Raw genomic sequence first — 26,398 nt, forward strand, 5'->3', positions numbered from 1 at the left:
CTCAGGTCGTAGCTGAACCGGTAGGTCGTGCTCGCCGTGCCCGTCGTGGGCTTCCATGCGTCGACGCCGGTGCCGAAGGACTCGGACGCCCTGAGGTCGGCGAGCGTCCCGCCCGACCCGAGGAGCAGCCGATGCCGAACGTCGCCACCCGCCGTCACGTCCGCTGCGTCGGCGACCTGCCCCGGCTGCTCCTCGCGGTCTCGGCACGGACGGTCCTCTGGTCGGTGCTGCTGCTCGCACTGTGGGCGTCGCTCCCCGCGGCGTTCGGGTGGCACGTCACGACGGTCGTCTCCGACTCGATGGCCCCCGGGATCCGCACCGGGGACGTCGTCGCCGCGATGCCCGTCGACCCGGACGACCTCGAGGCCGGACGGGTGCTGCTCGTCGAGGACCCCGACCACCGGGATCGACTCCGTCTGCACCGGCTCGAGCGCATCGAACCGGACGGGGGCCTGCGTCTGCGCGGGGACGCGAACCCGACGGCCGACCGCACGGCCGTCGAACCCGCGGCGGTCCTCGGAGTCGGGGTGCTGCGGTTCCCGTGGATCGGGCTGCCGGGCGTCTGGATCCGCGGGGGCGACTGGACCGCCCTGCTGCTGGCCGGCGTCGTCACGGCCGTGCTCGTCGTCGCCGGGCGTGCTGATCGGGACGTCGTCGCCGGTCGCCCCTGCCGCACCTGCGGCACGCCTCGACGCGATCTCCACTCGCCCGTGGTCGCGGAGCCCCGGACCGCGACCGTCACCACCCCGACGTCGACCACCGCGCCGGTCGCGGTGTTCACGGCAGCGGCCATCACCCTCACCCTGCTCGCTGGAGCCGGCGCTGGCGCGGGCGCGGGCGCCGGGTTCAGCGGCTCGACCGGGACCGCCTCGGCCCTCGGCACCGGCGGCTTCGGGTGCTTCCACCAGCCGGCACCCGGCACGTCACTGGCGTGGGACTTCGCCGAGAAGAACGGTCCGCAGGTCGTCGACTCGAGCGGGTCCGGGGCCGACGGCGCCTTCACGCCCGCCGCTGCCGCCCGGGTCGACGCGGACTGCGCGACGAACCCCTACGCGACGTTCTGGACCGAGGACGGCGCCGAAGGGTGGGCGGTCACGGACACCGCGGTCGACGCGCCGAACACCTTCACGATCGAGACCTGGTTCCGGACCGACGACACCGACGGTGGTCGGGTCTTCGGCTTCGGCTCGGACCGATCAGCGGCATCGACCTACCGCGACCGGCACCTGTACATCGGCGCCGACGGAGTCCTGCGCTTCGGGGTCGAGGGCTCCGGTTCGCAGTTCAAGTTCACCATCGGGTCCGCCGCGCCCGTGAACGACGGCGCCTGGCACCACGTGGTGGCCACCTTCGAGGCACGGTCGATGACGCTCTGGGTCGACGGTTCACTGCAGGGCAGTCGATCCGACGCCGTCACGCTGCGGCAGTACCCCGGACACTGGCGGGCCGGGCGGCAGACGCTGTCCGGTTGGCCCGGTGCAGCGGGTTACGCCTTCACCGGTGACGTGGACACCGTCCGGGTGCACGACAGCGTCCTCGACGCAGCTGAGGTCGCGCAGGCGTTCCAGGCCGGGCGCTGACACCGGACCGGGCCAGGTCGCAGCCCAGCGAAGCCCAGCCCAGCCCAGCGAAGCCCAGCCCGGCGTGTCGTCAGTGCGTCGCCTGCTCCACCCGGATGCGCGCGAGGATCTCGCTGCGCAGCTGGTCGGGAGCGGTCTCCTTGCAGGCGCGACGGACGGTCTCCATGAGCACGACGCCGACGCGGTGCTCGGTCTGGCAGTCCTCGCAGCCGTCCATGTGCTCGCGGATGTCCGCGGCGTCCTCGTGGCGGAGCTCGTCGTGCAGGAACTCCTCGAGCTCGGCCTTCGCCTTCGAGCAGTCGCAGCCGCTCATCGTGCGTCCTTCCGTCCGGTGCGACCCGTGGCCGCGGTTGCCTTCGTCGTCTGTGCCGCGCCTCGTCCCCGTCCACGCATCGTCGCCGTCGACGCTGCGTCCGGGACGATGCCGGTCTCACGGGCGTGGTCCGCCAGGAGCCCACGGAGGAGCCGGCGGCCACGGTGGAGGCGGCTCATGACCGTCCCCACGGGGGTCTTCATGATGTCGGCGATCTCCTGGTACGAGAAGCCTTCGACATCGGCGAAGTACACGGCCATCCGGAAGTCCTCCGGGATGGCCTGCAGAGCGTCCTTCACGGCGGATGACGGCAGGTGGTCGATCGCGTCGGCCTCGGCGGACCGGGCGGAGATCGACTGGGTGACGCTCTCCGCGCCGCCGAGCTGCCAGTCCTCGAGCTCGTCGATGGTGCCCTGGTACGGGTTCCGCTGGTTCTTGCGGTACGTGTTGATGAACGTGTTCGTGAGGATCCGGTACAGCCAGGCCTTCAGGTTCGTGCCCTGCTTGAACTGGCGGAACGCGGCGAAGGCCTTGACGAAGGTCTCCTGCACCAGGTCCGACGCGTCGGCCGGGTTGCGGGTCATCCGCATGGCCGCACCGTAGAGCTGGTCCATGAAGGGCAGGGCCTGGTCCTCGAACAGGGACCGCAGCTCCGCCTCGGAGACGGTCTTCGCGTCCACCGGCTCGTCTGCGGCGTCGTCGAGGGTTTCCTGTTCCTCTTCGACGGCGTCGAGCTGCACCTCGGTCTCGTCGACCAGGTGGTGCGGAGCTGCCTGCGGTTCGTCGGTCGTCATCGCCGCCAAGTCTAGGCCGAGCGTGCCGAGCGTCGTCGGCACCGCGGTCAGCACGGTTGCCGTGCCGGTCCGCTCTCGTGCGAGTGTTGCTGTCGCCACTGATCCTCCCGGTGCGTTCAGTACCCTGGTGAACCGATGGCAGACACGACGCATTCCCACAGCGGGGCCCAGCCCGCCGACCCCTGGATCGCCCCGGTCGCAGGGGGTCCGCTGCGCGGTGACGTCGCGCTGCCCGGGTCGAAGTCGCTGACGAACCGGGAGCTCGTGCTCGCGGCCCTCGCGGACGGCCCCTCGACGATCCGGCTCCCGCTGCACTCCCGTGACTCGGCGCTGATGATCGCGGGCCTCCGTGCGCTCGGCGTCGGCATCGAAGAGCTCGAGCCGGTGGCCGGCACCGCCCCGAACCCCTACGGCCCAGACCTCCGGATCACGCCCGCCCCGATGAACGGCGACGTCCGCCTGGACTGCGGGCTGGCCGGCACCGTGATGCGCTTCCTGCCGCCGCTCGCCGCCCTGGCCGTCGGGCCCGTCACGGTCGACGGCGACCCCTACGCCCGCAAGCGGCCGATGCACGCCATCGTGCAGGGACTGGTGGACCTCGGTGTGGACGTCACGGACGACGGCGGCGGCTCGATGCCGTTCTCGTTCACCGGTACCGGCTCGGTCCGCGGTGGCGCCCTGACGATCGACGCGTCGGCGTCCTCGCAGTTCGTCTCCGGCCTGCTGCTGTCGGCCCCCCGCTTCGACGAGGGCCTGCACCTCACCCACGTCGGCGAGCGCCTGCCGAGCATGCCGCACATCGAGATGACCGTCGCGGCGCTCCGTGCCCGCGGCGTCCGCGTCGACGAGCCGTCGGTCGGCGAGTGGGTCGTGCACCCGGGCCCGATCGGCGCGCGTGACGTCGTGATCGAGCCCGACCTGTCCAATGCGGCGCCGTTCGCGGTCGCCGCGCTCGTCGCCGGCGGCACGGTCCGCATCCGCACCTGGCCGACCGAGACGACGCAGGTCGGCGCCGACCTCGAGACGCTCCTGCCCCTGTGGGGGGCGAGCGTGGCCCGTGACGGTGACGACCTGGTCGTCGACGGCGGCGTCGGGATCCGGGGTGGGGCCTCCTTGCCGGGTCTCGAACTCGACCTGAGCCGCGGCGGCGAACTCGCCCCGGCGCTCGTCGCGCTGGCCGCGCTGGCGGACGGCCCGAGCGAGGTCACCGGCATCGGTCACCTGCGGGGGCACGAGACGGACCGTCTGGCCGCACTGGCGGCGGACCTCAACCGGTCTGGAGGCGCGGTGCACGAACTCGACGACGGCCTGCGGATCGAGCCGGCGCCGCTCCACGGCAGCGCCTGGGGCGCGTACGACGACCACCGGATGGCGACCGCGGGGGCGATCGTGGGCCTCGTCGTCGACGGCGTCGCCGTCGACGACATCGGGTCGACCGCGAAGACACTGCCGCAGTTCCCGGAGCTGTGGGCCGCGCTCGTGGCGTCCTCGGTGTCCGCTGCACGGGTGAGTGGGGACTGACGCATGAGCTGGTGGGACGACGTCGACGGTGACGACTCCGACGCGGACGAGCCGTACGGGCAGTACGACGAGTCGAGCGTCCGGGTGCGTCCGAACCCGAAGGGCAACCGACCGCGCACGAAGACCCGTCCGACGTACGACGACGCCCCCGTCGGCTGGGTGACGAACGTCGACCGCGGGCGGTTCGGCGTGCTGATCGACGACCACGTCATCACCGCGACGAAGGCCCGCGAGCTCGGCAAGAAGTCCGTCGTCACGGGCGACCACGTGTCGCTCGTCGGGGACGTCTCGGGCGACCCGGGCTCGCTCGCGCGCATCGTGAAGGTCGCCGAACGCACCACCCTGCTGCGACGGAGTGCCGACGACTCCGACGAGGTCGAGCGCGTCATTGTGGCGAACGCCGACCAGATGCTCATCGTGGTGGCCGCCGCCGACCCCGAGCCGCGCACCCGCCTGATCGACCGGTACCTGGTGGCCGCGTTCGACGCCGGCCTCGACCCGATCCTCTGCATCACGAAGACCGACCTCGCCGACCCGGCTGCGTTCCTGGCGCACTTCGCGTGCCTGGATCTGCGGATCGTGACGAGCCGATCGGACGATGTCCCGTTCGAGGCGCTGCACGAGCTCCTGGACGACAAGGTGACCGTGACCGTCGGGCACTCCGGCGTCGGCAAGTCGACGCTGGTGAACGCCCTGACCGGCTCGACGCGGGCGATCGGGGTCGTGAACTCGGTGACCGGTCGGGGGCGGCACACGTCGTCGTCGTCGATCGCGCTGCAGGTCCGCGACGGCGGGTGGATCATCGACACGCCGGGTGTGCGGTCGTTCGGCCTGGGGCACGTCGACCCCGCGAACGTCTTCCGGGCGTTCGCGTCGCACGCCGTGCCGGTGCGGCCCGCGCGGGACGGCATCCCGTTGGCGCAGGCGCACGACTGGGAGATCGTCGACCGGGTGCAGGACGGGGAGCTCGGGCCGACCGGTGTCGAGCGGCTCGACTCGTTCCGTGCGCTGCTGACCGGCATGGGTGCGTCCGACCCCGGTTCCGAGTAGCGCGCCGGCGGTGCTGGCCGGGTGGTTGTCGGCGCTCGTCGGCGGTTGTCGGCGGCTGGTCGGCGGCTGGTCACGACACCCCGCGGTGTGTGCGTCGAGTGGCCACGAACTGTCGGCTGGAGCGGCGGCACCCGACAGTTCGTGACCGCTCGAGCGCCGGCGCGCGGTGAGTCGTGACCACTCCGGTTCCCGCGCCCCTCGCACGGTGCAGACCTCGCACCGTGCGAGGGGCGCCTGAACGGTGCGAGGTCGTGCACTCCGTGCGGGCTCGCGCGCCTCGCACGGAGTGGGCAACCTCGCACCGGACAGTGCCTCGGCACCGGGCCGGCGTCGACAAGCACGCAGCGGGGTTGTACAGTTGCGGTCGTGTCTGAAGTTGCAAAGTACAACTTTGCGCCGACCCCCGCTGTCGACGCCCCGTCCCCGAGCACGACGACGACGTCGCACGCGCACCACTCCCCCACCCACAAGTCCCCACGAGCCCCGAAGCCGCAGCGGTCCGACAGCGTCTTGCGACCCGCCGGCCTCGGTCGTGTGCTGCGGACGTTCGCCTCGCACATCCTCGTGCCGCTGTTCCTGGCCGCCGGCATGGGCCTGGCCTACCTCGGTGCCTTCCACGCCCCGGCCCCGCAGGAACTGCCGGTCGGCATCGTCGGCCAGGGCGCGGCCACCCAGGTGTTCGCTCAGACCGTGACCGACCAGTCCGACGGCGCCCTCGTCGCCCACGTCGTCGCCTCGACGAAGGCTGCCGAGCAGCAGGTGCGCGATCGCGACCTCGCCGCGGTGTACGCGCCGACGGCGACGGGTGCCACGCTCTACGTCTCGACCGCCGCGTCGGAGACCACCGCGAGCGCCGCACAGAAGGTGTTCCTGCCGATCGCCTACGACCAGCACGTGCCGTTCCGGGTCGTCGACGTCGTGCCCACGGGCGACCAGGACACCACTGGCCAAGGGCTGTTCTTCCTGCTCGTGGCCCTGAGCGTCGGCGGGTACGCGTCCGCGATCGCCGTGGCCTCGGTTGCGACGAAGCTCCGTGCGGTGTGGACCGCGGTCATCGGGCTCGCCACAGCGGGGGTCGTCGCCGGCATCGGCGTGATCGTCGCCGGACCGATCTACGGCGTCATCACCACCCACCACTGGCAGGTGTTCCTGTTCGCCTGGCTCTACGACTCGATCATCGTCGCACTCGGCGTCGGGCTGCACCCCGTGCTCGGACGGTGGACCACCCCGATCCTCACGATGCTCTTCGTGATGCTGAACTTCACGTCGTCCGGCGGGATCTTCCAGCCGGCGTTCCAGCCCGGGTTCTTCGCCGCCTTGCACACCTTCTGGAGCGGTGCCGCGTGGCTGCAGGCCGCTCAGGACCTGCAGTACTTCCCGGACGCGTCGCTCGGCCGGTCGTCGCTCGTGCTCGCCCTCTGGCTGGCCGCCGCGCTCCTGCTCTGCGTCGTCGTGCACGGGCTCGTCGCCCGCCGGACCCGCATCGCCCGGGAGCGCGAGGTCACCCGGCTCGAGGAAGAAGAGGTCGTCGCCGCGTAGCGACGGTAGGTTGGGCGACGTGGACCTCAGCGCCGACCTGGACTTCGCCCGCTCCCTCGCCGACACCGCCGACGCGATCAGCCTCGAGCGCTTCCGTGCCGCCGACCTGCACGTGACGAAGAAGGCCGACAGCACGCACGTCACCGACGCCGACCAGGCCGTCGAACGGGCCCTGCGCGAGCGGCTCGCCGCCGAGCGACCGGACGACGCGTTCCTCGGCGAGGAGACGACGGCGGACACCGGGGCCGAGGCCGTCAGCGAAGGACACCGCCAGTGGGTGGTCGACCCGATCGACGGCACCGCCAACTACCTGCGCGGCGTGCCGGTGTGGGCGACCCTCATCGCGCTCGCGGTCGACGGCCGTCCGGTGCTCGGCGTCGTCAGCGCTCCCGCCCTCGGCAAGCGCTGGTGGGCGGCCGAGGGTTCCGGCGCGTTCTCGCTGGACGGGCCGCTCCGGGTCTCCGGGGTGTCCGAGCTCGCCGACGTGAGCCTGAGCTACAACAGCATCCAGCAGTGGGACGACGACGACCGCCTCGAGTCGCTCGTCGACCTGTCGCGCCGGGTCTGGCGCACCCGGGCCTACGGCGACATGTGGTCGTACATGATGGTGGCCGAGGGCGTCCTCGACGTCGCCGGCGAACCGGACCTGAAGCCGTGGGACATCGCAGCCCTCGTCCCCATCGTCGAAGAGGCCGGTGGCCGCTTCACCTCGCTCGACGGCGATCCCGGGCCGTGGCACGGCAGCGCGCTCGCATCGAACGGCCTGGTGCACGACGCCGTCGTCGAGGTCATCCGCCGCGACTCCTAGGCACGGTCGGCGGGCAGGTCAGCCCCGCTCGGCGGATCCGGACGCCTCGGTGCGCTCCGCGGACCCCGCAGCCGTGCCAGGGTGCTCGGCGTCACCGTCCGACCGCCGCGCCGCCCGCCGACGCGCCACCAGGTCCGCGCCGGCCAGCACCAGTGCGAGCGCCATCAGCGACACCGTGAACGTCGTGCCGCTGCGGAACGCGTCGTGGTACGCGTCGAGACGAGCGCCGGAGCCACCGGAACCCGAGCCCGCCGCCTCGCTCCGCACGATCCCGTAGAAGATGCTCGTGGCGACGGCGGTGCCGATCGCGGTGCCGACACGCTGCCCGAGCTGCTGCATCGACCCCGCCACCCCGGACTGCTCGACGGGGATCTCGGCCAGGGTCAGGGTCTGGTTCGGCGACACCACGAACCCGCCACCGAGTCCGCCCACCAGGAACGCGCCCGCCATCGCCCACGGGGTGACCTCCGGCGGGGTGGCGACGGCGGCGACCATGAGCAGCAGGAAGCCGACGACGACCATCCCGAGCCCGGCGACGACCAGCGCCCGCCCGACCCGGTCGACGATCCGTCCGCCGATGTACGAGCCGACGGCACTCGTCGCGGCGAAGGGGATGCTCACCATGCCGGCGAACAGGGGCGAGAGCCCGAGGCCCTCCTGCAGGTACAGCGTGACCATGAGGAACGACGCCGGCAGCGCCGCGAAGTAGACGGCCACGATCGACAGCCCGTTGCGGTACGACGACAGCCGGAACAGTTCGAAGTGCACCACGGGCGACTTGCCCTGCCGCTTGAACCGCTGCTCCCAGAGCACGAACAGCACGAGGAACACCGCGAAGCCGACCAGCCAGAACCAGCGGGTCGCGGAACCACCCCCTCCGCTGGTGAGCACGAACGGCAGCATCAGGGTGATGATCGCCGCGCCGAGCAGCAGGATGCCGACGACGTCCAGTTCACGGTCCTGCGCCTTCCCCTGGGCACCCTTCGGCAGCAGGCGGACGGCGAAGAGCAGTGCGGCGGTCCCGAGGGGCACGTTCATCCAGAACAGCAGCCGCCAGCCGGACTCCTCGCCGCCGATCGCGATGAGGCCACCGCCGATGGTCGGCCCGAGGGCGGTGGAGATGCCGATCATCGCCCCGAACAGCCCGAACGCGCGGCCCCGCTCCGGTCCGCGGAACAGCTGCTGCACCAGTCCGATGACCTGGGGCATCTGGATCCCGGCGGCGAATCCCTGCAGGATCCGGGTGACGATCAGGACCTCGATGTTCGGTGCGACGGCGCACAGCAGGCTCGATCCGGTGAACGCACTGAGCCCCACGATGAACATGACGCGCCGGCTCTTCAGGTCCCCGAGCCGACCCGCGGGCACCAGGGCGAGGCCGAACGCCAGCGCGTACCCCGCCACGATGAGCTGGAGCGACGAGCTGGTGGCCCCGAGGGACTGCTCGATCGAGGGCAGCCCGACGTTCACCTTGGACAGGTCGAGGATCGTCAGGGCTGCCACCGCGACGCACACGGCGAAGGCGCGCCACCGGGTGCGGTCATCGAGGCGGGCGTCGGTCGGTTCAGCGTTGGACATCCCGTCCTGGCTACACCTGCGACGACGAACGAGGTCCGGACAGAGCTGTACCCCGGTTCCGTCAGACGGACCCGAATCGGGGTGCAGAGGGCGGGTGCCACACCCCCCTCGTGGCCCCCCGTACTGGGGGCACCGTTCTGGACATCTGCGAGCCGGAGTCCGCTCGGCGGGCCGGTACCTGAGTTATCGTGCTCCAGACGGCAGGTCACGTGACGCTCTCGGATTCCCTAGATCCGGACGGCGGAACAGACCGGTCGTGTTCGTCCGAAGACCCTAACCCGAGGGGTGATACAGACGATGACATCATCGTTCCCGAGCGGAACCGAGTGCACCCACACTCGTCGACCGCATCCAATCCACGACAGTTCCGGCGCGCGCTCAGTCGCCGCCGCTCGTCCGCACTCCGCCACGGTCACCCGCCGTGCAGCAGTCCGGTCCGCCTCCGTGCGCCCCGTCGCAGCGACCCCCGTGTTCGCCGACGCCCTCCTCGCAGCATCCGCCTCCGGACCCGGAGGCCGGTGAGTCATGGCACTCACCGGTCGACGTCTCGAGGTCGACCGGATCGCGACCCTCGCAGTGCTCCCACGGGAGTCCGCGATGGTCGTGGTCGGCGACCCTGGTTCCGGACGCAGCAGCGTCCTCGACGCGGTCTCGAACCGCGTATCCCTCCCCGTCGTCCGGGTCGGTGTCAACGGGAGTGAATCCCGCTGGCCACTGGCCGGGGTGACCTCCCTGTTCACCGCGCTCGACGACCCTCGAGCGACCGCACACATCGCCCACCTGCTGCAGGCCGGCGGGACCGCGGCCGCCGTGACGGCCGGGCTGGCGGCGGCGCACGACTTCCTCGACGCCGTGCACGCCCTGACCCTTCCGCCGACGCTCGTCCTCATCGACGACCTCGACCGGATGGACTCGGAGAGCCAGGAACTCATCGCGTTCCTCGCCGGACGACTCGCGGGCACCGCCCTGCGTGTCGTGGCGACGGTCCGCTCGGTGCCGTCGGACGGGCCGCTCGCGGCCCTGCCGACCCTGCGCATCGAACCACTGCCCTCGGACGAGGCCCTGGTCCTCGCCCGGGCCATGGCACCGGCCGAGGCGAACGACGGCGTCCTCGCCGTCCTCGCCGAGGAGACCGGTGGCAACCCCGGCGCGCTCCGCGAACAGCTCGCGGTGCTCACCCGGGAGCAGCTCACCGGCGCGGAGCCGATCGTGCTCCCGCTCCGACCCACTCCGACGACCGAGGCCATCGCGGCGCTCGCACTCGGGCCCGCCGCGGGACGCGATCTGGACGTCCTCGCGAAGCTCGCCCTGGTGCCCGTCGCGAAGACCACGGCGTGGGACCGGGACGAGCTGGACGACCTGGTCGGGGCCGGTCTCGCGACCGTCCGTGGGCAGAGCGTCACCGTCCGGCACCCGCTGGTCCGTTCCGCGCTCTACTGGCGGATGCCCGCCCGTGACCGTCGTGCGGCACACGCCGAGCTGGCGACGGCGAGCGCGGAGAGCGACCCGCGGTCGGCCGCGTGGCACCGGAGCTTCGTCGACGACGTCCCCGACGTGGTCGCGCTGCTCCAGGCCGCACGGTCGTACGTCGTGGACGGCAACGTGCACGCCGCGATCGCGCTGACCGAACGTGCCCTGCACATCGGTGGCGGGACCGAGGACGAGCACGTCGCGCTCCTCGGGGTCGCGGAGGCCATGCTCGGCAAGCGCCTCCTCGGCTTCGCCGCGCGGTACCTCGCGGCGCTCCGTCCGTTCCGGACGACGCCGAACGAGGTCCGCCGGCTCCGGCTGCAGTACTCGGCCGAGTACCTCAGCGGTGACGCCGTGCACGCGGACGAGCTGCTCGTCCCCGTCGACGCGACCGACCCGGCCGAGGTGGACGCCGTCGCCGGGCTGATGGCCATGGTGGCCTGCTTCCGTGCCGAGGCGTGGGAGCTCGACCAGGCGAAGGACCTGCTGCACCGGATCGAACCGCTCGAGGGGTCGGCGTCTGCGCACACCCTCGAGATCACGACGACCGCGCGGGAGCTCATCGCCGCCGTGGACGGCGTGCTGCCGCCCGACACCGAGCTGCACGACGGGCTCGCGACGTCGGAGCTCGTGGCGATGTCCGACCCGGCCCTGCTGCTCCTCGCCCACGCGCTGAGCATCAGCGAGCGCTACCGGAGCGCGCGACGGGTGTTCGCACTCGTGCTCGCCCGGGGGCCGGAGACCGCGGCGGTGTGGACCGAGGCGGCGCGCTACCTGACGTCCGAGAACGAGGTGCGCTCCGGCAACTTCCGGCAGGCGCTCCGCGCGATCGACGTGTGGGAGTCCGGTTCGTCCGTCGCCGAGCGGTTGCGTGAGCCCTCCCGGGCGATCGCCGTCGCGTGGCGGCACTTCGCCGAGGGCCGTTCCGCCGAGGCGCTCGACGTCGTGGACCGATGCCTCGAGCACCGTTCGACGAGTCGGCTCTGGGGTGCGACGGCGAAGCTGCACGCACTCCGCGGCAAGATCCTGCTGCTCGACGGCCGCCTCGACGAGGCAGCCACCGCGCTCGAGGCAGCCGACGCCATCGGTCGGTCGCTCCGGAACCCCGCGGTGCTCCGGCACCTCGGCGACCTGGTCGAGGCGTACGTGCGGCTCGGACGGATCGACGACGCGCGGACGATCACGGCCCGCCTGGCGGCGGACCACCACGCCCGGCCCGGGCGCTGGGGTGCCCTGGTGCTGGCGCGGAGCCTCGCGCTCGTCGCCGACGACACCACCCGCGAGCCGGCCCGTCGCCGTGCGCTGGAGCTGTTCCAGCCGCACGACTCGCAGTACGAGCGGGCTCGCACGTTCGCGGCGCTGGCCGCGGTCGGCAACCCGGCGGAACGGCCGCGTCTCGGCGCGGCGGCCGCAGCGGCGTACGAGGCGGCCGGCCTGCGTCGACCGCTCGTGACCCCGGCGCCGGCTGCGGCGATGCCGCAGTTCGGCACGGGCTCGTCGTCGATCCGGTCCGCACCGGTGCTCTCGCCGGCCTTCCCCGGGACGCCGCGCAGCGCTCCCGACGCATCGGCGGTGCTCACGTCGCTGACCGCCGAGGAGCGCGCGGTGGTGCAGAAGGTCACCGAGGGCTACCGCAACCGCGAGATCGCGTCGTCGCTGTTCATGTCGCAGCGCACGGTGGAGCTGCGGCTCACGCAGATCTACCGCAAGGTCGGCGCGCGGTCGCGATCGCACCTGGTCGCGCTCCTCACGTAGGAGACGCACCACAGGACGGAGGGGAGGCCCGGTACCAGCTGGTACCGGGCCTCCTGTCTGCGCGCGGTTGCGGGAGTCCGCACGCGACCGCAGCGCGGTGTGCCCCCGCACGCGGGGAACCGCAAGAGCGTCCGACGGGTGTTGCCGTGTGGTCGGCGGCGGGTGAGGCTTCTCCTGCACCGACCGCCGTGCCCCTCCCCCGGGGGCCAGCCCGCGGTACCCCGTCCGGTACCCGAACCCCTCGGCCCAACGACACCGACGTCCGTCCTCGCCTGATCCGAGGACGGGCGTCGGTTCCCGGGCCGGGAGGCCCCGGACGCGCGGCAGACCCGACGGCGGTCGGTGCCGCACCAGTCCCACCTCCCCGTTCCACCCACCCTCGTTCCCCCGAAGGGACAGCCGATGTGCGGCATCATCGCGGCCCGCGTGTCTGACGACGCGACCCCCTACCTGCTCGACGGACTCGAACGACTCGAGTACCGCGGGTACGACTCCGCCGGCATCGCCGTCCGGACGGCCGTCGGCCGCACCGAGACGATCCGCTCGGTCTCCCGCGTCGGCGACCTGCGCACGCTCGTCGCTGCACGTTCCGGTGACGCGCTCACCGGCGTCGGCATCGGCCACACCCGCTGGGCCACGCACGGTGCCGTGCGCGAGGCGAACGCGCACCCGCACGCCGACTGCACCGGCCGGATCTCGATCGTGCACAACGGCATCGTCGAGAACGCGGACCGGCTGCGCCAGACGCTCGAGGCGCAGGGCCACCGCTTCCGGTCCGACGTCGACTCCGAGGTCATCGCGCACCTGGTCGAGCGGGCGCTGGCGGTCGACCCGGACCTGATGCTCGCGGTGCAGATCGCGACGGCGCAGCTCGAGGGCTCGTGGGCGATCGTGGTCCTGGACGCCCGGGACGGCCGCATGGTCGTGGCGGCGGACCGTTCGCCGCTCGTCGTCGCCCGCTCCGGCCGCGGTGACTTCGTGGCGAGCGACATCGGCGCGATCGCCGAGTGGTGCGAGACGTTCGTGGCGCTGCGCGACGGCGACGTCGTCGAGCTCGGTGAGGCCTGGACCTGGTCGTCCGACGGCATCACGGTGCCCGTGCCGTTCCCCACGCCGTCCCCGTTCGCCGCCGCAGCACTCGACCTCGGCGACCACACCGACCACATGGCGAAGGAGATCGACGAGCAGGCCGACGTCGTCGCGACGATCCTGGACCGGGTGACCCGCCGCACCGCCGACGGCAGCATGTGGGTGGGCCTCGGCCTGGCCGGCTTCCACCGGCTGGCGATCGTCGCCTGCGGCACGTCGCTGAACGCGGGCCAGGTGATAGCGACCGCACTGCGCGGGATCGGTGGTGTGCCGACCGACATCGTCGTCGCGAGCGAGGCCGACCAGGCCGTGCTCGGTCCGGGCACCCTGGTCGTCGCGATCAGCCAGTCCGGTGAGACCGCGGACGTGCTCCGCGCCCTGGACCGGTTCGAGGACCGCCACCCGGTGCTCGCGCTGACGAACAACATGCACTCCTCGCTCGCCCGACGGGCCGACGCCGTGCTGGACTGCCACGCCGGCCCGGAGATCGGCGTCGCCGCCACGAAGACGTTCACGGCGCAGGTCGTCGTCGGCGTCGCGGCGATGATCTCCGCGATGGTGGCCTCCGGCCGCATCGAACCGTCCCGCGCGCAGGTGCTCGTCGACGAACTGCTCGACCTGCCGGCACGGATCGAGCACGCCGCGCGGGTGTCCGCCGAGCGGATGCCGCTGCTGGTGTCGAGCGTCAAGGAGGCGACCGGGTTCCTGTTCCTCGGCCGCGGTGCCGGACTGCCGTACGCCGCCGAGGGCGCCCTGAAGCTCAAGGAGCTCAGCTACCGCTGGGCCGAGGCCTACCCCGCCGGCGAACTCAAGCACGGGCCGCTCGCGCTGGTGGACGACGGCACCCCGGTGGTCGTCATCGACCACGGTGAGCCGAAGATCCAGTCGGCGATCGCCGAGGTCCGGGCACGCGGTGGCTTCGTCATCACGATCGGCGGCGAGTCGGCGGACATCCCCGCGCTCGGCCGCCGTGGCACCGGCGACCTGGCCTGGGGTGCGATGACCGCGCCGTGGGGTCCGCTCGAGGCCGTCGTGCCACTGCAGATGCTCGCGCGGGAACTGGCCCTGCAGCTCGGGTGCGACGTCGACAAACCCCGGAACCTCGCGAAGTCGGTGACGGTCGAATAGCCGGGCGCCGACGCGTGAACCGCCTGACGGTCTTCCTCGCCGTCCTCACCGCCCTGGCGATCGCCGGCACCGTGGTCCTGGTCACGGTGGTGCTGACGACGCCCGGGCTCCCCTGACACCGGTCCCGCAGGGTCTTCCTGGGCGGGGCTGCGATGCTGGTCACTTGACCACCGCAGCCCCGCCCCTCGTCTTCGTCGCGCTCCTCGTCGGCGCCGTCCTGCCGTTCGTGCCGTTCGTCGGCCGCGTGGCCCGCATCGCCGCGACCATCGCGCACGAGGTCGGGCACGCGATCGTCGTCGTGCCGTTCGGCGGGCGGATCCAGCGGATCGAGCTGCACCCGGACGGGTCCGGCGAGGCCTGGGTCCAGCTCGGCCGGGTGCCCGGCGGCATCCGGTGGCTCGTCCGGATCCTGAACCTGTACGCCGGGTACAGCGCACCCCTGTGGGCGGGCGTGCTCCTGGTGACGGGGGTGCTGCACGGCTCCCGCTGGCTGCCCGTGGTGGTGCTCGCGGTCATCGGGCTCGTCGCGCTGGCGTTCGTCCGGAACTGGTTCGGCCTGCTCGTCGTGCTCGGCTTCGACGCGCTCGCCCTGTGGGTGGCTGTCCGCCCGTCCGAGGCCACCGTCCTGGTGGTGGCCGCCGTCGGGGCGTTCTTCGTCGTCGACGGCCTGCGCTCGGTGGTGCAGGTCGGCCGCTGGCTGGTCACCGGCGCCCGGGTGCAGACCGACTTCCACATCGCCGCGGCCGAGATGCGGGTGCCGGCGTCCCTGTGGTTCGTGCTGTTCGTCGCCGTGAACGCCGTCGCGGTGTGGCTGGCGCGCGAGCCGCTGCTCCAGGTCTGGGACACCGTCGTCACCGGGGTCCGCGCGCTCGTCTGAGGCTGCGCGCGCGTAACCGGGGGCCGCAATCGCCTGTCCGCGCCGAGCGGCTGCGAGGCTACCGCCAGACGACCCCCGGAGGTGTCCCATGGCGACCGACGACCACGGCTTCGCGACCGAGCAGGTACACGGCGGCTTCGTGCCCGACGCCGGGCACGGCGCCCGGGTCCCCGCGATCCACATGTCCTCCGGGTTCCTGTTCGACGACTTCGACCAGGCCCGCGACCGCTTCGCCGACACCGACGACGGCTACACCTACACGCGCCTCGGCAACCCCACGAACGCCGACGTCGAGCGTCGCGTGGCGCTGCTCGAACGCGGTGTCCAGGCGATCCTGGTCGGCAGCGGTCAGGCGGCGGCGACCGTGGCGTTCCTCGGCCTGCTGCAGGCCGGCGACCACGTCGTCAGCGCCCGGAGCATCTACGAGGGCACGCGCGGACTGCTGCTGCAGAACCTCGGCCGGCTCGGCATCGAGGTCGACTTTGTCACCGATGCCCGCGACCTCGACGCCTGGGCCGCCGCGGTCCGACCGAACACGAAGGCGTTCTTTGCCGAGACGATCCCGAACCCGAAGAACGACGTCCTCGACATCACCGGCGTCGCCGAGACCGCGCACCGCGCCGGCGTCCCGCTGATCGTCGACAACACCCTCGCCACGCCGTACCTGGTGCGCCCGGTCGAGCACGGTGCGGACATCGTCGTGCACTCGGCGTCGAAGTTCCTCTCCGGGCACGGCGCCGGACTCGGCGGCGTGGTCGTCGACGGCGGCCGCTTCGACTGGTCCGCCGCCCCCGAGCGCTGGACCCACCTGACCAGCCCCGAACGGTCCCTCGGCGGCGAGAGCTACGTCGACCGGTACGGCAACCGGGCCTTCGCCGTGTTCGCCCGCGACGTCGTCGCCGCACGCATCGGCCCGGCGCCGTCCCCGTTCAACGCGTTCCTGCTCCGCCAGGGCATCGAGACGCTGTCGCTGCGGGTGGAACGCCACTGCGCGAACGCGCTGGCCGTCGCGTCCTGGCTGGACCAGCAGCCGGAGGTGACGAGCGTCGACCACGCGGGCCTGGCCTCCAGTCCGTTCCACGACCTCGCCCAGCGCTACCTGCCCCGCGGGGCCGGGTCCGTCTTCGCCTTCACGCTCGCCGGTGGCGAAGCCGCCGCGCGGGCGTTCATCGACGCCGTGCAGCTGTTCAGCCGGATGACCCACCTGGGCGACGTCCGCTCGCTGATCCTGCACCCGGCGACCACCACGCACGCCGGCCGCACGCCGGAGGAGCGAGCCGAGCAGGGCATCGACGACGGCCTGATCCGGCTGTCGGTCGGCATCGAGGACGTCGCGGACCTGCTCCGCGACCTGGAACGCGGGTTCGCGGCGGTCCGGTCCGCAGACGCCACCGCCGGCCTGGAGGCACGTGGAGCGTCCGACGCGCACCCCGCGGCGGTCGGTCGGCCGGCCCTCGACCGGCAGGAGCGCTGAATGGCCGAGCTGCAGCACTTCGGGTACTTCTTCTCACGCGGCTTCGGCCCGCAGGCCTGGGGCCGGTCCGACTGGGACTGGGGCCACGACTGGACGAAGCCGGACCTGTACCAGGAGTCCGTCCGGACGCTCGAGCAGGCCGGCATGGACCTGGTGATCGCCGAGGACGCCGTCTCGCTCGGCTCCCCCGCGACCCTCGACCTGCGCATCCGGCAGGCCTACGGCGGCCCGAAGCACGACCCGCTGCTGCTCGCGCCGTACCTGTTCGCCGCCACCTCGCACATCGGCATCGCGCCGACCGTCAACGCGGGGATCACCCCGCCGTACCTGGCGGCACGGCAGTTCGCGACCCTGGCGCACCTGTCCTCGGACCGCCTGGGCATCAACGTCGTCACCGACGTCGGCAGTGCACGCCACGCCGGCCTGCCGCCGCTGCCGCACGACCAGGCGTACGACCGCGCTGAGGAGTGGATCACGCTGCTCCGCCGGCTCTGGCACTCGTGGGGCGACGCGTACGTCGGCGCACCGGACTCGTGGCACTTCGCGGACGGCGACGCGCTCGACGCGTTCCACCACGAGGGCGCCCACTTCACCGCCGACGGTCCGCTCAACGCGCTGCCGCTGGCGTCGGACCCCGTGGTCGTCTCCCCCGGCGGCTCGGGCCGAGGGCTCGCGTTCGCCGGCACCCACTCGGACGTGCAGCTCGCACTCGCACCGCTGTCCGCCGCCGCGGTGACGGACTACCGCGCCCGGGTGATCGCGGCAGCCGAGGCCGCAGGGCGGTCCACCGCGGACCTGCGGATCCTGTTCGTGCTCAAGCCCGTGATCGTGTCCTCACCGGAGGAGGCCGACCGCATCGTCGCGGCGTCCGAGCACCCCTCCGACGACGCGCTGCGTGCGGCGGCGATCGCGTGGTCGAGCGACTCCGAGACCGACCTGCTCGCGCTCGACCTGGATGCCCCGGTGCCCGACGGGACCTTCGGGGAGCACGTCTCGGCCGGCACGATCCGCGGGCTGCTCGGGGACACCCCGGACGCACCGCTGCGGGAGCTGCTCACCCGCAAGGCGCGGCAGGGGCGGATCGCGCCGGGGTCCGGATCGCGGTCCGGGTTCGTGGGGACCGCCGACGAGTTCGCGGACTTCATCGAGGAGCTCGGCAGCGACGCCGACAACGACGGGATCATCTTCTCGGGCGACCTGCACCCGGCGCAGATCCACCGGATGTTCGGCGACCTGGTGCCGGTGCTCCGGCGCCGAGGGCTCCTGCGACGGGAGTACGGCGCCGGAGGGATCCGGGCGAACCTGTTCGACTTCTAGCGGGAGCGGCTGCGAGCTACTTCTTCTTCTTGGACTTCTTCTTCGCGTCGTCGTCGTCCTTCTTCGACTTCTTCTTCCCGTCGTCCTTCTTGGACTTCTTCTTGCCGTCGTCGTCCTTCTTCGACTTCTTCTTCCCGTCGTCCTTCTTGGACTTCTTCTTGTCGTCGTCCTTCTTCGACTTGGCCTTGCTCGCACCCGTCGGCAGCGGCAGGACGGTCGACACGGCCTCCGGACCCGCCTGCGAGACGTCGGCGTCGGCGTCGTCGGACGCGGCCTCGGTCTCCGTCTCCGTCTCCGTCTCCGTCTCCGTCTCCGGCGACTCCACCCCGTCGATCGGCTCGACGACCACGGCCGACCCGGTGTCCAGCTCGACGTCGACCGCGTGCTCCTCGAGCACCGGTGCCAGGGCGTCGGCAACCCGCTCGACCGTCAGCACCGCGTCCGCCTCGGCGAGCCGGAGCAGGGCCTGCGCGGTCCGCACCCGGGTGGTCGTCCTGCGCGCGAGGACGTCCGACCGTGCCCCCTCGAGGAACGTGCGCAGCGCGCGTTCCGCGGCGGAGCGTCCGCGCGGGGCAGCGCGATCGAGCCGATCGAGTTCCCCGGCGACCCCGGAGACGTCGTCGGCGACGTGCTCGTGGCGGACCGACTCGATGAGCGCGGCGATGGCTGCGGCGGCACGTTCGACCCCGGCGGAGCGCTGGTCGAGCACGACGAGCATCTCGACCACCGAGCCGTAGGTGACGGTCTCGAGGCGAACCGGCTCCGCGCCGCGGCCGCGAACGACCAGACGGGTGTCGGGGTTCGGCAGCCATGCGGCGAGAGCGGCGACCGTGGCGACGGAGCCCACGATCCGCTCGTACTCGCTGAGCACCACTCGTTCCTGCTCCCGCAGACGGACACGGATCGCGATCTCCTGCACCACGTGCTGACCTCTCCTTCGGGTTCGACGCGAGCGTGTTCTGCGCGCCTGCTCCGGAGCGTAGTCCTCGGACGTGGCGGAACAGCGAACGCCCCGGCACTGTCCAGGGGACGGTGCCGGGGCGTTCAGGTGGCGCAGCGTGACAGCGGTTCGTCGTTCGGCGAATGGTGGAGATGGGGGGAATCGAACCCCCGTCCATCGCTGCAATTCGACGTCTTCTACGGGCGTATCCGGATAGTTCGTTCTGCTCGGCCCCGTCCTTTGCTACCGGCTTCTAGGACGACGGGCCCAGTCTCAGTGCAAGTCCCGCACGGCCCTGAGGCGCAACCGTGCAGCAAGTCCTCTGGATGACGTCGGGATCAGGTTAGAAGACGGTCACCTGGCCGACGGACTTCATGTGCTGGGCTGCTTACGCAGCGAGAGCGAAGTCAGTGCGCTTGGAATTGGCACTTGTTGTTTTCCACGGATCGTTTACGAGATAACCGTGGGTCCTCGGCCCGCTTCCCGTCGGCACACAGGCAATGTCGAAACCGATCATCCCCATGCGGGCCGGACGTGCGAGCCGCTGTCACGCTGTTGAGTTGCCAATGCCCACTGTCGGAGCAGTCCCTCAGTCTAGCCGAGGAGGTGCGTCGGCGCTACTCTCCGACGCGGTTCCGGGTGCGCATGGCCCGCTCGGCCTCACGCTTGTCGGTCTTCTCGCGCAGGGCCTGGCGCTTGTCGAACTCGCGCTTGCCCTTCGCGACGGCGATCTCGATCTTGGCCCGACCGTCGTGGAAGTAGATCTGCAGCGGCACGAGGGTGTAGCCGCCCTGGGCCGTCTTGTGCGAGATCTTCACGATCTGCTGCTTGTGCAGGAGCAGCTTGCGCTTCCGCCGCGGCGAGTGGTTGTTCCAGGTGCCCTCGGTGTACTCCGGGATGTGCACGGCGTCGATCCACGCTTCGCCACCGTCGATGTAGGCGTACCCGTCGACCAGGGACGCGCGCCCCATCCGCAGGGACTTCACCTCGGTGCCGGACAGGACCATGCCCGCTTCGTACGTGTCCTCGATGAGGTAGTCGTGCCGTGCGCGACGGTTCGTCGCGACGATCTTCTCCCCGCGTTCCTTCGCCATGACGACTCCTCTCGATGGTGACCGGTGCAGTGCGCTGCTCGGGTGGTTCCGCGCAGCCCTACAGACTACTCAACACGAAGCGGGCGGCGCACCTTCCCGGCGCGCCGCCCGCTCGCGGATGCTGTGTACGTCAAACCTTCAGGTACCGGCGGATGGCGATCGACGCCGACGCCGCGGCGAGGAGCACCCCGATCACGATCACCGCGGGGACCACGATGGCCGCGTCCCCCATGCCGATGAACGCCGTGCCGGTGAAGCGCTCCGCCAGGAAGTTCCGGACGAAGAACCAGACCACGGCGGTGATGGCGCCACCGGCGAGGACGGCTCCGATGGCGGCGGCGATCACCCCCTCGAGCACGAACGGTGTCTGGATGAACCGGTTCGACGCACCGACGAGCCGCATGATGCCGAGCTCTCGCCGTCGACTGAACGCCGACAGGCGGATCGTCGTCGCGATGAGCAGCACCGCCGCCACGAGCATCAGCGCCGCGATGCCGATCGCCGTGTACGACGAGGCGTTGAGCAGGTTGAAGATCGGCTGCAGGTACCCGCGTTGGTCGACGACGCTCTGCACGCCGGCGACCTTCGACAGGCTCTCGACCAGGACGTCTGCCTGCGACGGGTTCTTCAGGTTCACCCAGAAGGTCTCGTTCAGGTACTCCGGCTTGACGAACTCCGTCGCGGCCGAGTCCTTGAACTGCTCCTTGAACCGGGTGAAGGCCTGGTCCTGGTTCTCGTAGTAGGTCTTCTCGATGTACGGCTTGAGCGTCGACGAGTCGAGCTGCGCCTGGACCTGCTCGCGCTGGTCGGCGGTGGCCTTCGCGCCGGTGCAGTTGCCCGTGGTGTCGGTGTCGGTGCACAGGTAGACGGCGACCTGCGCCCGGTCGTACCAGTACCCCTTCATCTGGTTGATCTGCATCTGGAGCAGGATCGCCGTGCCGACGAAGGTCAGGGAGATGAAGGTCACGAGGACGACGGAGACGACCATCGACGCATTGCGCCGCAGGCCCGAGCCGACCTCGGACATGACGAGCCCGAGCCTCATCGGATGAGCCCCGGGATCGTCTGGATGCCGGTGGTGTTGGACACGGTGCCTCGCTGGATCGGGACGGCCTGGGTCTGGTAGCCGCCGGACTGTTCGTCGCGCAGGACGGTGCCGTTCGAGAGCTCGATGACCCGACGCTGCATCTGGTTCACGATGCTGGCGTCGTGCGTCGCCATCAGCACGGTGGTGCCTCCCTGGTTGATGCGTTCGAGGAGCGCCATGATGCCGGCGGACGTCGTGGGGTCCAGGTTCCCGGTGGGCTCGTCGGCCAGCAGGATCGCCGGCTTGTTCACGACGGCGCGGGCGATGGCCACACGCTGCTGCTCACCACCGGAGAGTTCATGCGGCATGCGAGTGGCCTTGCCGGCGAGCCCGACGAGCTTCAGCACGTCGGTCACGGCCTCGCTGATGAAGCCCTTGCTCTTGCCGATGACCTGCAGCGAGAACGCCACGTTGTCGAACACGTTCTTGTTCGGCAGCAGACGGAAGTCTTGGAAGACCACCCCGAGGTTGCGGCGGAAGTACGGGACCTTCCGCGATGCCAGGGACCCGAGGCGCTGCCCGAGCACGTGGATCTGCCCGCTCGTGGGCTTCTCCTCCTTGAGCACGAGGCGCAGGAAGCTGGACTTGCCGGAACCGGACGCGCCCACGAGGAACACGAACTCGCCCTTGAGGATCTCGAGGGTGAGGTTGTCGAGCGCCGGACTCGGGTTGCCCGAGTAGACCTTGGTGACCTGGTCGAATTTGATCATGACCGGATCAGGGTAGGTCGCCCCGCTTGGAAAGCAAGCGAGGCGCGCGGCTCAGGAACCCCTACTCGGCAGCGGATTGCTTGCGCCAGCGGATGCCCGCGTTGATGAAGCCGTCCAGATCGCCGTCGAACACGGCTGAGGGGTTGTTCACCTCGTGCTCCGTCCGGAGGTCCTTGACCATCTGGTACGGCGCCAGGACGTAGGAGCGGATCTGGTCGCCCCAGCTCGCCGTGATGTTGCCGGCGAGTTCCTTCTTCTTCGCGTTCTCCTCTTCCTTCTTCAGGAGGAGCAGGCGCGACTGCAGCACGCGCATGGCGGCCGCACGGTTCTGGATCTGCGACTTCTCGTTCTGCATCGAGACGACGGTGCCGGTCGGGATGTGCGTCAGGCGCACCGCGGAGTCGGTCGTGTTGACGGACTGGCCGCCGGGGCCCGACGAGCGGAACACGTCGACGCGGATGTCGTTCTCGGGGATGTCGATGACGGCGGTCTCCGGCATGAGCGGGATGACCTCGACCGCGGCGAAGGACGTCTGGCGCTTGCCGGCGGCACCGAACGGCGACATCCGGACGAGGCGGTGGGTGCCGGCCTCGACCGACAGCGTGCCGAACGCGTGCGGGGCGTCGATCTCGAACGTCGCGGACTTGATGCCCGCCTCTTCGGCGTACGAGGTGTCCATCACGGTGGTCTTGTAGTTGTGCTGCTCGGCGTACCGGAGGTACATGCGGAGGAGCATCTCGGCGAAGTCCGCCGCGTCGACGCCACCCGCGCCGGCGCGGATCGTGATGACCGCCGGACGGTCGTCGTACTCGCCGTCGAGGAGCGTCTGCACCTCGAAGTCGCCGATCATCTTCTGGATCGCCTTGAGCTCGGCGAGGGCTTCGTCGGCGGACTCCTGGTCGTCGCCCTCGTTCGCCATCTCGACCAGCACCTCGAGGTCGTCGATGCGCTGCTCGGTGTCGGTGATCTTCTTCAGCTCCGACTGGCGGTGCGAGAGCGCGCTCGTCACCTGCTGCGCGTGGTCGACGTCGTCCCAGAGGTCCTGGGCCCCGGCCTGCTCGCTGAGGTCGGCGATCTCACGCTGCAGGCGGTCGACGTCGACCACCGAGCGGATGTTGCCGAAGGTCTCGCGAAGGGCGGAGAGCTGCTCGGTGAAGTCCAGTTCGACCATGGTCATCGATCCTACCGGCGCGAGTCCGACTCGGCCGACCGGGGGTCAGTAGTCGATGTGCTCCGTCCGCCCCGACGACAGGGCACGAGTGGCCGCCTCGGCGATGGCCTGGGCCCTGAGCCCGTCCTCCAGGGAGACCGGCGGCTCGGATCCGGACTCGAGCGACGCGACGAAGGCGGCGAGCGTCGCGGCGTAGGTGGGCTGCACACGCTCGAACCAGCCGTCGTGGAGTCCGTCCGCGACGATCTGCCCATCGGTGTAACGAGCGACGTTCCCGCGGTGGTTCCGCCGCGACTCGACGAGTCCGGACGATCCCATGACCTCGATGCGCTCGTCGTAGCCGTAGCCGGTGCGCCGCACGCTGTCGATCTGCACGAGCGCGCCGGAGGGCATCGTGAGGGTCGTGACCGATGTGTCCACGTCGCCGAACTCGCGGATGGCCGGGTCGACGAGCGCCGAACCCGCCACCGCGACCGTCACCGGATCCTCGCCGGTGATCCACCGCACGAGGTCGAAGAAGTGCACGGTCTGGTCGCGGAGCTGGCCGCCGGAGACCCGCAGGTAGTCGAGCGGCGGCAGGGACGGGCCACGGGAGCTGAGCTGGAGGAGTTCGACCGCACCGATCTCCCCCGCGGCGACGATGCGTTGCAACTCGGCGTGGTCACGGTCCCATCGCCGGTTGAAGTCGAGCATCGCCGGCACGCCGCTGGCACGCACGTGCTCCACCACCGCGACCGCGTCGGCGTACCCGGCAGCGATGGGTTTCTCGCAGAGCACGGCGATCCCGGCGTCGGCGGCAGCGTGCAGGTGCTGCGCGTGGGTGTCGGTGGAGGAAGCGACGAAGACCGCGTCGACCTGCGCCGCGTCGAACGCCTCGTCCTGGGTGAGCGCCCGCGTGCCGTGCCGTGCCGCCAGCGATGCAGCGCGGTCACGGTCGACGTCGTGGATCCCCACGAACTCGACGTCGGGGTGCGCTGCGAGGGACGCGGCGTGCACGGCGCCGATGAAGCCGGCACCGACGAGTGCGAAGCGTTGCGTCATGATCAGCCCACCAGGATCGCGGTCAGGTCGTGCATGGTGCGTGCGACGACGGCGGGATCCTGTTCGTTCGCCCGGTCGGAGAACATCTCGGTGACCCACCATCCGTCGTACCCGGTGGCCTTGATCGCGTCGACCCACTGCTGCAGCGGGATCGCACCGCCACCGATGACGACGTTCCGGTGGACGGCTTGGTCGGGAACCGTCCGGTCGCGGTCCAGGTCGAACCCGTCCGACAGGTGGACGGCCTTGATGATGGACGCGGGCAGCGCTCGGACCTCGGCCAGCGTGTCCCCGGTCGTCCAGAAGTGCCAGGTGTCGAGTGCGATCCCCACGTTGTCGCGCCCGGCCTCCTCGATGATGTCCAGCGCGTGCCGGCATCGGTTGAGGTGCGCCCAGGCGAGGGGCTCCAGGTAGACCTCGAGCCCGTGGTCCGCGGCGATGTCCGCCGCCAGACGGACGTTCGCACCGGTGATGCGGACCGCTGCGTCCTCGTCGAGTCCGAGCGTCGCCCGGTACCGGGTGTCGTCGTCGGCCAGCCGGCCAGCGCGGTGGTCACGGACGACGGCGGAATCGACCGGCCCGGTGCACAGCTGCACGATGGGCGCACCGACGGCGGTCGCCACACCGCACATGCGCTCGACCTCTGCGACGAAGTCGTCGCGACCGGCACCTTGACGCTCGATGTCGAGCACGGCACCGAGCCCCGTCACTTCGAGGCCCTCGAGCAGTGGCGGCAGTGTCTGCACGTCGTAGCCGGCATCGAGGTACCGGTAGAGCTTCGGGCTCTGCAGCTCGATGCCGCCGTAGCCGGCTTCCTTCGCGAGGCGGACGTCCTGGACGACGTTGCCGTGGAACGTCGTCGTGACGTTCATGGAGATCTTCGGGGGCATCTGCGCTCGCTTCGTTGGACAGCACTGGAACAAACTGGACCGGTCCAGAATAGGACTAGCCTGCTCTCATGTCGAGACCGCACCACGCTCCGACCATCCGGGACGTCGCCGAGCGCGCCGGGGTCTCGAAGTCGCTGGTCTCACTCGCGCTCCGCGGCGACCCAGGAGTCAGCGACGCCCGTCGGGCGGCCGTCGAACGAGCAGTCGACGAACTCGGCTACCGACCGAACCGCGCAGCGAGGAGCCTCGGCGAGCAGCGGACGGGCACGGTCGGAGTGCTCCTGAACGACCTGCGGAACCCCTGGTTCGTCGACCTGCTCGCCGGACTCACCGCGACGCTCGACACCGTCGGACTGGCACCCATCCTGGTCGACTCGGCGACCACACGGCGCGTGGGCGGTTCGCCCGTGGACATGCTCCTGCGACAACAGGTGGACGGCATCGTCGTGGTCGGCACCACAGAGGACGACGCCGCGCTCCGTCGGGCGGTCCAGGAGGTCCCGGTGGTCCTCGCCGGGACGTACGAGCCTGACGACCTGCACGCCGACGTGGTCGTGAACGACGACCATGCCGGCGCGTCGATCGCGACAGAGCACCTCCTCGCGCTCGGACACACCCGGATCGGTCACCTCGTCGGCCCGGGGCGCGTCGGAGAGCTCCGCGAGCAGGGTTTCCGCGCGACCATGACCCGCCACGGTGCCGACGCCGTCGTGGTGCCGGCCGGCATGAGCGAGGAGAGCGGGTACGCGGCGGCCCGACGAGTCCTGGGCACGGCCGACCGTCCGACCGCGCTCGTGGCCTACAACGACCTCGTCGCCATCGGCGCGTTGTCCGCGGCCGACGACCTCGGCCTCGTCGTCCCGGACGACGTGTCCCTCGTCGGGTACGACGACACCTACCTCGGCAGCATCCGGCACATCTCGCTCACCACGGTCGACAACGGGACGTTCGCCATCGGGGCCCAGGCGGCACGGTGGCTCGGTGAACGCGTGCAGGGGCGAGATCCGGAGCCGCGCGTGCACCGAGTACCGGTGTCACTCGTGGTGCGGCGCACCACGAGCGGTCCGAGACCGACGGACGGCGACCGCTGACGACGACGTCGCCGACGGTCCGGGGTCCCAGCGCGCCCGCCTGTCCGGCGCGCACCCGGAAGGCCGACCGGGAGGCCCGGC

21 protein-coding genes and 1 other RNA gene are annotated in these 26,398 nt (G+C 71.2%); 11 read left to right on the forward strand and 11 right to left on the reverse strand.

Going from position 1 to position 26,398, the window contains the following annotated elements; genetic code table 11:
• The first annotated feature begins 131 nt into the window (after positions 1–131).
• Positions 132–1,580 (forward strand): LamG-like jellyroll fold domain-containing protein, encoded by a 1,449-nt coding sequence (locus tag DEJ05_RS07310; RefSeq protein WP_111029186.1) that lies wholly within the window; start codon positions 132–134, stop codon positions 1,578–1,580.
• Positions 1,581–1,650: 70 nt separating this feature from the next.
• Here the strand turns inward: DEJ05_RS07310 and DEJ05_RS07315 are convergent, their stop codons facing one another.
• Both DEJ05_RS07315 and DEJ05_RS07320 read right to left on the reverse strand, forming a co-directional pair.
• A complete protein-coding gene (locus DEJ05_RS07315; RefSeq protein ID WP_027465838.1) occupies positions 1,651–1,893 on the reverse strand; it encodes a zf-HC2 domain-containing protein in 243 nt (80 codons plus the stop codon).
• Positions 1,890–2,687: a sigma-70 family RNA polymerase sigma factor gene (locus DEJ05_RS07320; RefSeq protein WP_375334832.1), complete on the reverse strand. Its 798-nt coding sequence runs from the start codon at positions 2,685–2,687 to the stop codon at positions 1,890–1,892. Before DEJ05_RS07320 ends, DEJ05_RS07315 begins: the two co-directional genes overlap by 4 nt.
• A gap of 135 nt (positions 2,688–2,822) precedes the next feature.
• Here DEJ05_RS07320 and aroA point away from each other — a divergent pair, with 135 nt between their 5' ends.
• The 4 genes from aroA to DEJ05_RS07340 all read left to right on the forward strand — a co-directional run bounded on the left by aroA (position 2,823) and on the right by DEJ05_RS07340 (position 7,605).
• Positions 2,823–4,208, forward strand: a complete 1,386-nt coding sequence (gene aroA / locus DEJ05_RS07325; RefSeq protein ID WP_111110112.1) for a 3-phosphoshikimate 1-carboxyvinyltransferase — start codon at positions 2,823–2,825, stop codon at positions 4,206–4,208.
• A gap of 3 nt (positions 4,209–4,211) precedes the next feature.
• Positions 4,212–5,258, forward strand: a complete 1,047-nt coding sequence (gene rsgA, locus DEJ05_RS07330; protein WP_071406353.1) for a ribosome small subunit-dependent GTPase A — start codon at positions 4,212–4,214, stop codon at positions 5,256–5,258.
• A gap of 366 nt (positions 5,259–5,624) precedes the next feature.
• Positions 5,625–6,797, forward strand: coding sequence for a hypothetical protein (locus DEJ05_RS07335; RefSeq protein WP_146243490.1), 1,173 nt, complete (start codon positions 5,625–5,627; stop codon positions 6,795–6,797).
• A gap of 19 nt (positions 6,798–6,816) precedes the next feature.
• Positions 6,817–7,605, forward strand: coding sequence for an inositol monophosphatase family protein (locus DEJ05_RS07340; protein ID WP_111029182.1), 789 nt, complete (start codon positions 6,817–6,819; stop codon positions 7,603–7,605).
• Positions 7,606–7,623: 18 nt separating this feature from the next.
• Here DEJ05_RS07340 and DEJ05_RS07345 read toward each other — a convergent pair whose 3' ends face one another.
• Positions 7,624–9,183, reverse strand: a complete 1,560-nt coding sequence (locus DEJ05_RS07345; RefSeq protein WP_258370477.1) for an MFS transporter — start codon at positions 9,181–9,183, stop codon at positions 7,624–7,626.
• Between the two features lie 525 nt (positions 9,184–9,708).
• Here DEJ05_RS07345 and DEJ05_RS07350 point away from each other — a divergent pair.
• From DEJ05_RS07350 to DEJ05_RS07370, 5 genes are all read left to right on the forward strand, one after another.
• On the forward strand, positions 9,709–12,408 hold the full coding sequence (locus DEJ05_RS07350; protein WP_111110113.1) for a LuxR family transcriptional regulator: 2,700 nt from the start codon (positions 9,709–9,711) through the stop codon (positions 12,406–12,408).
• Between the two features lie 402 nt (positions 12,409–12,810).
• Complete coding sequence (gene glmS / locus DEJ05_RS07355; protein ID WP_071406356.1) at positions 12,811–14,625, forward strand: glutamine--fructose-6-phosphate transaminase (isomerizing); 1,815 nt, start codon at positions 12,811–12,813, stop codon at positions 14,623–14,625.
• Positions 14,626–14,788: 163 nt separating this feature from the next.
• Positions 14,789–15,502, forward strand: a complete 714-nt coding sequence (locus tag DEJ05_RS07360) for a M50 family metallopeptidase (RefSeq protein WP_181440684.1) — start codon at positions 14,789–14,791, stop codon at positions 15,500–15,502.
• Positions 15,503–15,590: 88 nt separating this feature from the next.
• Positions 15,591–16,976 (forward strand): O-acetylhomoserine aminocarboxypropyltransferase/cysteine synthase family protein, encoded by a 1,386-nt coding sequence (locus tag DEJ05_RS07365; RefSeq protein WP_111110115.1) that lies wholly within the window; start codon positions 15,591–15,593, stop codon positions 16,974–16,976.
• Entirely contained in the window at positions 16,977–18,293 is a 1,317-nt protein-coding gene (locus DEJ05_RS07370; RefSeq protein WP_111110116.1) for an LLM class flavin-dependent oxidoreductase, read from the forward strand.
• A gap of 16 nt (positions 18,294–18,309) precedes the next feature.
• Here the strand turns inward: DEJ05_RS07370 and DEJ05_RS07375 are convergent, their stop codons facing one another.
• From DEJ05_RS07375 to DEJ05_RS07410, 8 genes are all read right to left on the reverse strand, one after another.
• A complete protein-coding gene (locus DEJ05_RS07375) occupies positions 18,310–19,215 on the reverse strand; it encodes a hypothetical protein (RefSeq protein WP_111029176.1) in 906 nt (301 codons plus the stop codon).
• Between the two features lie 162 nt (positions 19,216–19,377).
• Positions 19,378–19,754, reverse strand: a transfer-messenger RNA (tmRNA) gene (gene ssrA / locus DEJ05_RS07380).
• A 96-nt stretch (positions 19,755–19,850) separates the two neighbouring features.
• The gene (gene smpB, locus DEJ05_RS07385) at positions 19,851–20,327 is read right to left on the reverse strand and encodes an SsrA-binding protein SmpB (RefSeq protein ID WP_027465851.1); all 477 of its coding nucleotides are present in this window, start codon (positions 20,325–20,327) and stop codon (positions 19,851–19,853) included.
• Between the two features lie 130 nt (positions 20,328–20,457).
• Complete coding sequence (ftsX, locus tag DEJ05_RS07390) at positions 20,458–21,372, reverse strand: permease-like cell division protein FtsX (protein ID WP_027465852.1); 915 nt, start codon at positions 21,370–21,372, stop codon at positions 20,458–20,460.
• Positions 21,369–22,124 (reverse strand): cell division ATP-binding protein FtsE, encoded by a 756-nt coding sequence (gene ftsE, locus DEJ05_RS07395; protein WP_017888215.1) that lies wholly within the window; start codon positions 22,122–22,124, stop codon positions 21,369–21,371. Before ftsE ends, ftsX begins: the two co-directional genes overlap by 4 nt.
• A gap of 61 nt (positions 22,125–22,185) precedes the next feature.
• Positions 22,186–23,295: a peptide chain release factor 2 gene (gene prfB, locus DEJ05_RS07400; RefSeq protein WP_110863996.1), complete on the reverse strand. Its 1,110-nt coding sequence runs from the start codon at positions 23,293–23,295 to the stop codon at positions 22,186–22,188.
• 45 nt (positions 23,296–23,340) lie between these two features.
• Positions 23,341–24,336: a Gfo/Idh/MocA family oxidoreductase gene (locus DEJ05_RS07405; RefSeq protein WP_111029175.1), complete on the reverse strand. Its 996-nt coding sequence runs from the start codon at positions 24,334–24,336 to the stop codon at positions 23,341–23,343.
• Positions 24,337–24,338: 2 nt separating this feature from the next.
• Positions 24,339–25,226 (reverse strand): sugar phosphate isomerase/epimerase, encoded by an 888-nt coding sequence (locus tag DEJ05_RS07410; RefSeq protein WP_071406362.1) that lies wholly within the window; start codon positions 25,224–25,226, stop codon positions 24,339–24,341.
• Positions 25,227–25,294: 68 nt separating this feature from the next.
• On the opposite strand from DEJ05_RS07410, the gene DEJ05_RS07415 reads away from it, so the two are divergent.
• A complete protein-coding gene (locus tag DEJ05_RS07415) occupies positions 25,295–26,317 on the forward strand; it encodes a LacI family DNA-binding transcriptional regulator (protein ID WP_111029174.1) in 1,023 nt (340 codons plus the stop codon).
• Positions 26,318–26,398 lie beyond the last annotated feature (81 nt).

The organism is Curtobacterium sp. MCLR17_045 (genome assembly GCF_003234405.1).
In the GTDB taxonomy this organism is placed as follows: domain Bacteria; phylum Actinomycetota; class Actinomycetes; order Actinomycetales; family Microbacteriaceae; genus Curtobacterium; species Curtobacterium flaccumfaciens.

Coding starts and splice junctions, on each gene's coding strand:
- DEJ05_RS07415 (WP_111029174.1), top strand. CDS start 25,295: ATGTCGAGACCGCACCACGCTCCGACCATCCGGGACGTCGCCGAGCGC.
- DEJ05_RS07345 (WP_258370477.1), bottom strand. CDS start 9,183: ATGTCCAACGCTGAACCGACCGACGCCCGCCTCGATGACCGCACCCGG.
- DEJ05_RS07315 (WP_027465838.1), bottom strand. CDS start 1,893: ATGAGCGGCTGCGACTGCTCGAAGGCGAAGGCCGAGCTCGAGGAGTTC.
- DEJ05_RS07370 (WP_111110116.1), top strand. CDS start 16,977: ATGGCCGAGCTGCAGCACTTCGGGTACTTCTTCTCACGCGGCTTCGGC.
- ftsX (WP_027465852.1), bottom strand. CDS start 21,372: ATGAGGCTCGGGCTCGTCATGTCCGAGGTCGGCTCGGGCCTGCGGCGC.
- aroA (WP_111110112.1), top strand. CDS start 2,823: ATGGCAGACACGACGCATTCCCACAGCGGGGCCCAGCCCGCCGACCCC.
- smpB (WP_027465851.1), bottom strand. CDS start 20,327: ATGGCGAAGGAACGCGGGGAGAAGATCGTCGCGACGAACCGTCGCGCA.
- prfB (WP_110863996.1), bottom strand. CDS start 23,295: ATGGTCGAACTGGACTTCACCGAGCAGCTCTCCGCCCTTCGCGAGACC.
- DEJ05_RS07365 (WP_111110115.1), top strand. CDS start 15,591: ATGGCGACCGACGACCACGGCTTCGCGACCGAGCAGGTACACGGCGGC.
- ftsE (WP_017888215.1), bottom strand. CDS start 22,124: ATGATCAAATTCGACCAGGTCACCAAGGTCTACTCGGGCAACCCGAGT.
- DEJ05_RS07310 (WP_111029186.1), top strand. CDS start 132: ATGCCGAACGTCGCCACCCGCCGTCACGTCCGCTGCGTCGGCGACCTG.
- rsgA (WP_071406353.1), top strand. CDS start 4,212: ATGAGCTGGTGGGACGACGTCGACGGTGACGACTCCGACGCGGACGAG.
- glmS (WP_071406356.1), top strand. CDS start 12,811: ATGTGCGGCATCATCGCGGCCCGCGTGTCTGACGACGCGACCCCCTAC.
- DEJ05_RS07410 (WP_071406362.1), bottom strand. CDS start 25,226: ATGCCCCCGAAGATCTCCATGAACGTCACGACGACGTTCCACGGCAAC.
- DEJ05_RS07320 (WP_375334832.1), bottom strand. CDS start 2,687: ATGACGACCGACGAACCGCAGGCAGCTCCGCACCACCTGGTCGACGAG.
- DEJ05_RS07405 (WP_111029175.1), bottom strand. CDS start 24,336: ATGACGCAACGCTTCGCACTCGTCGGTGCCGGCTTCATCGGCGCCGTG.
- DEJ05_RS07350 (WP_111110113.1), top strand. CDS start 9,709: ATGGCACTCACCGGTCGACGTCTCGAGGTCGACCGGATCGCGACCCTC.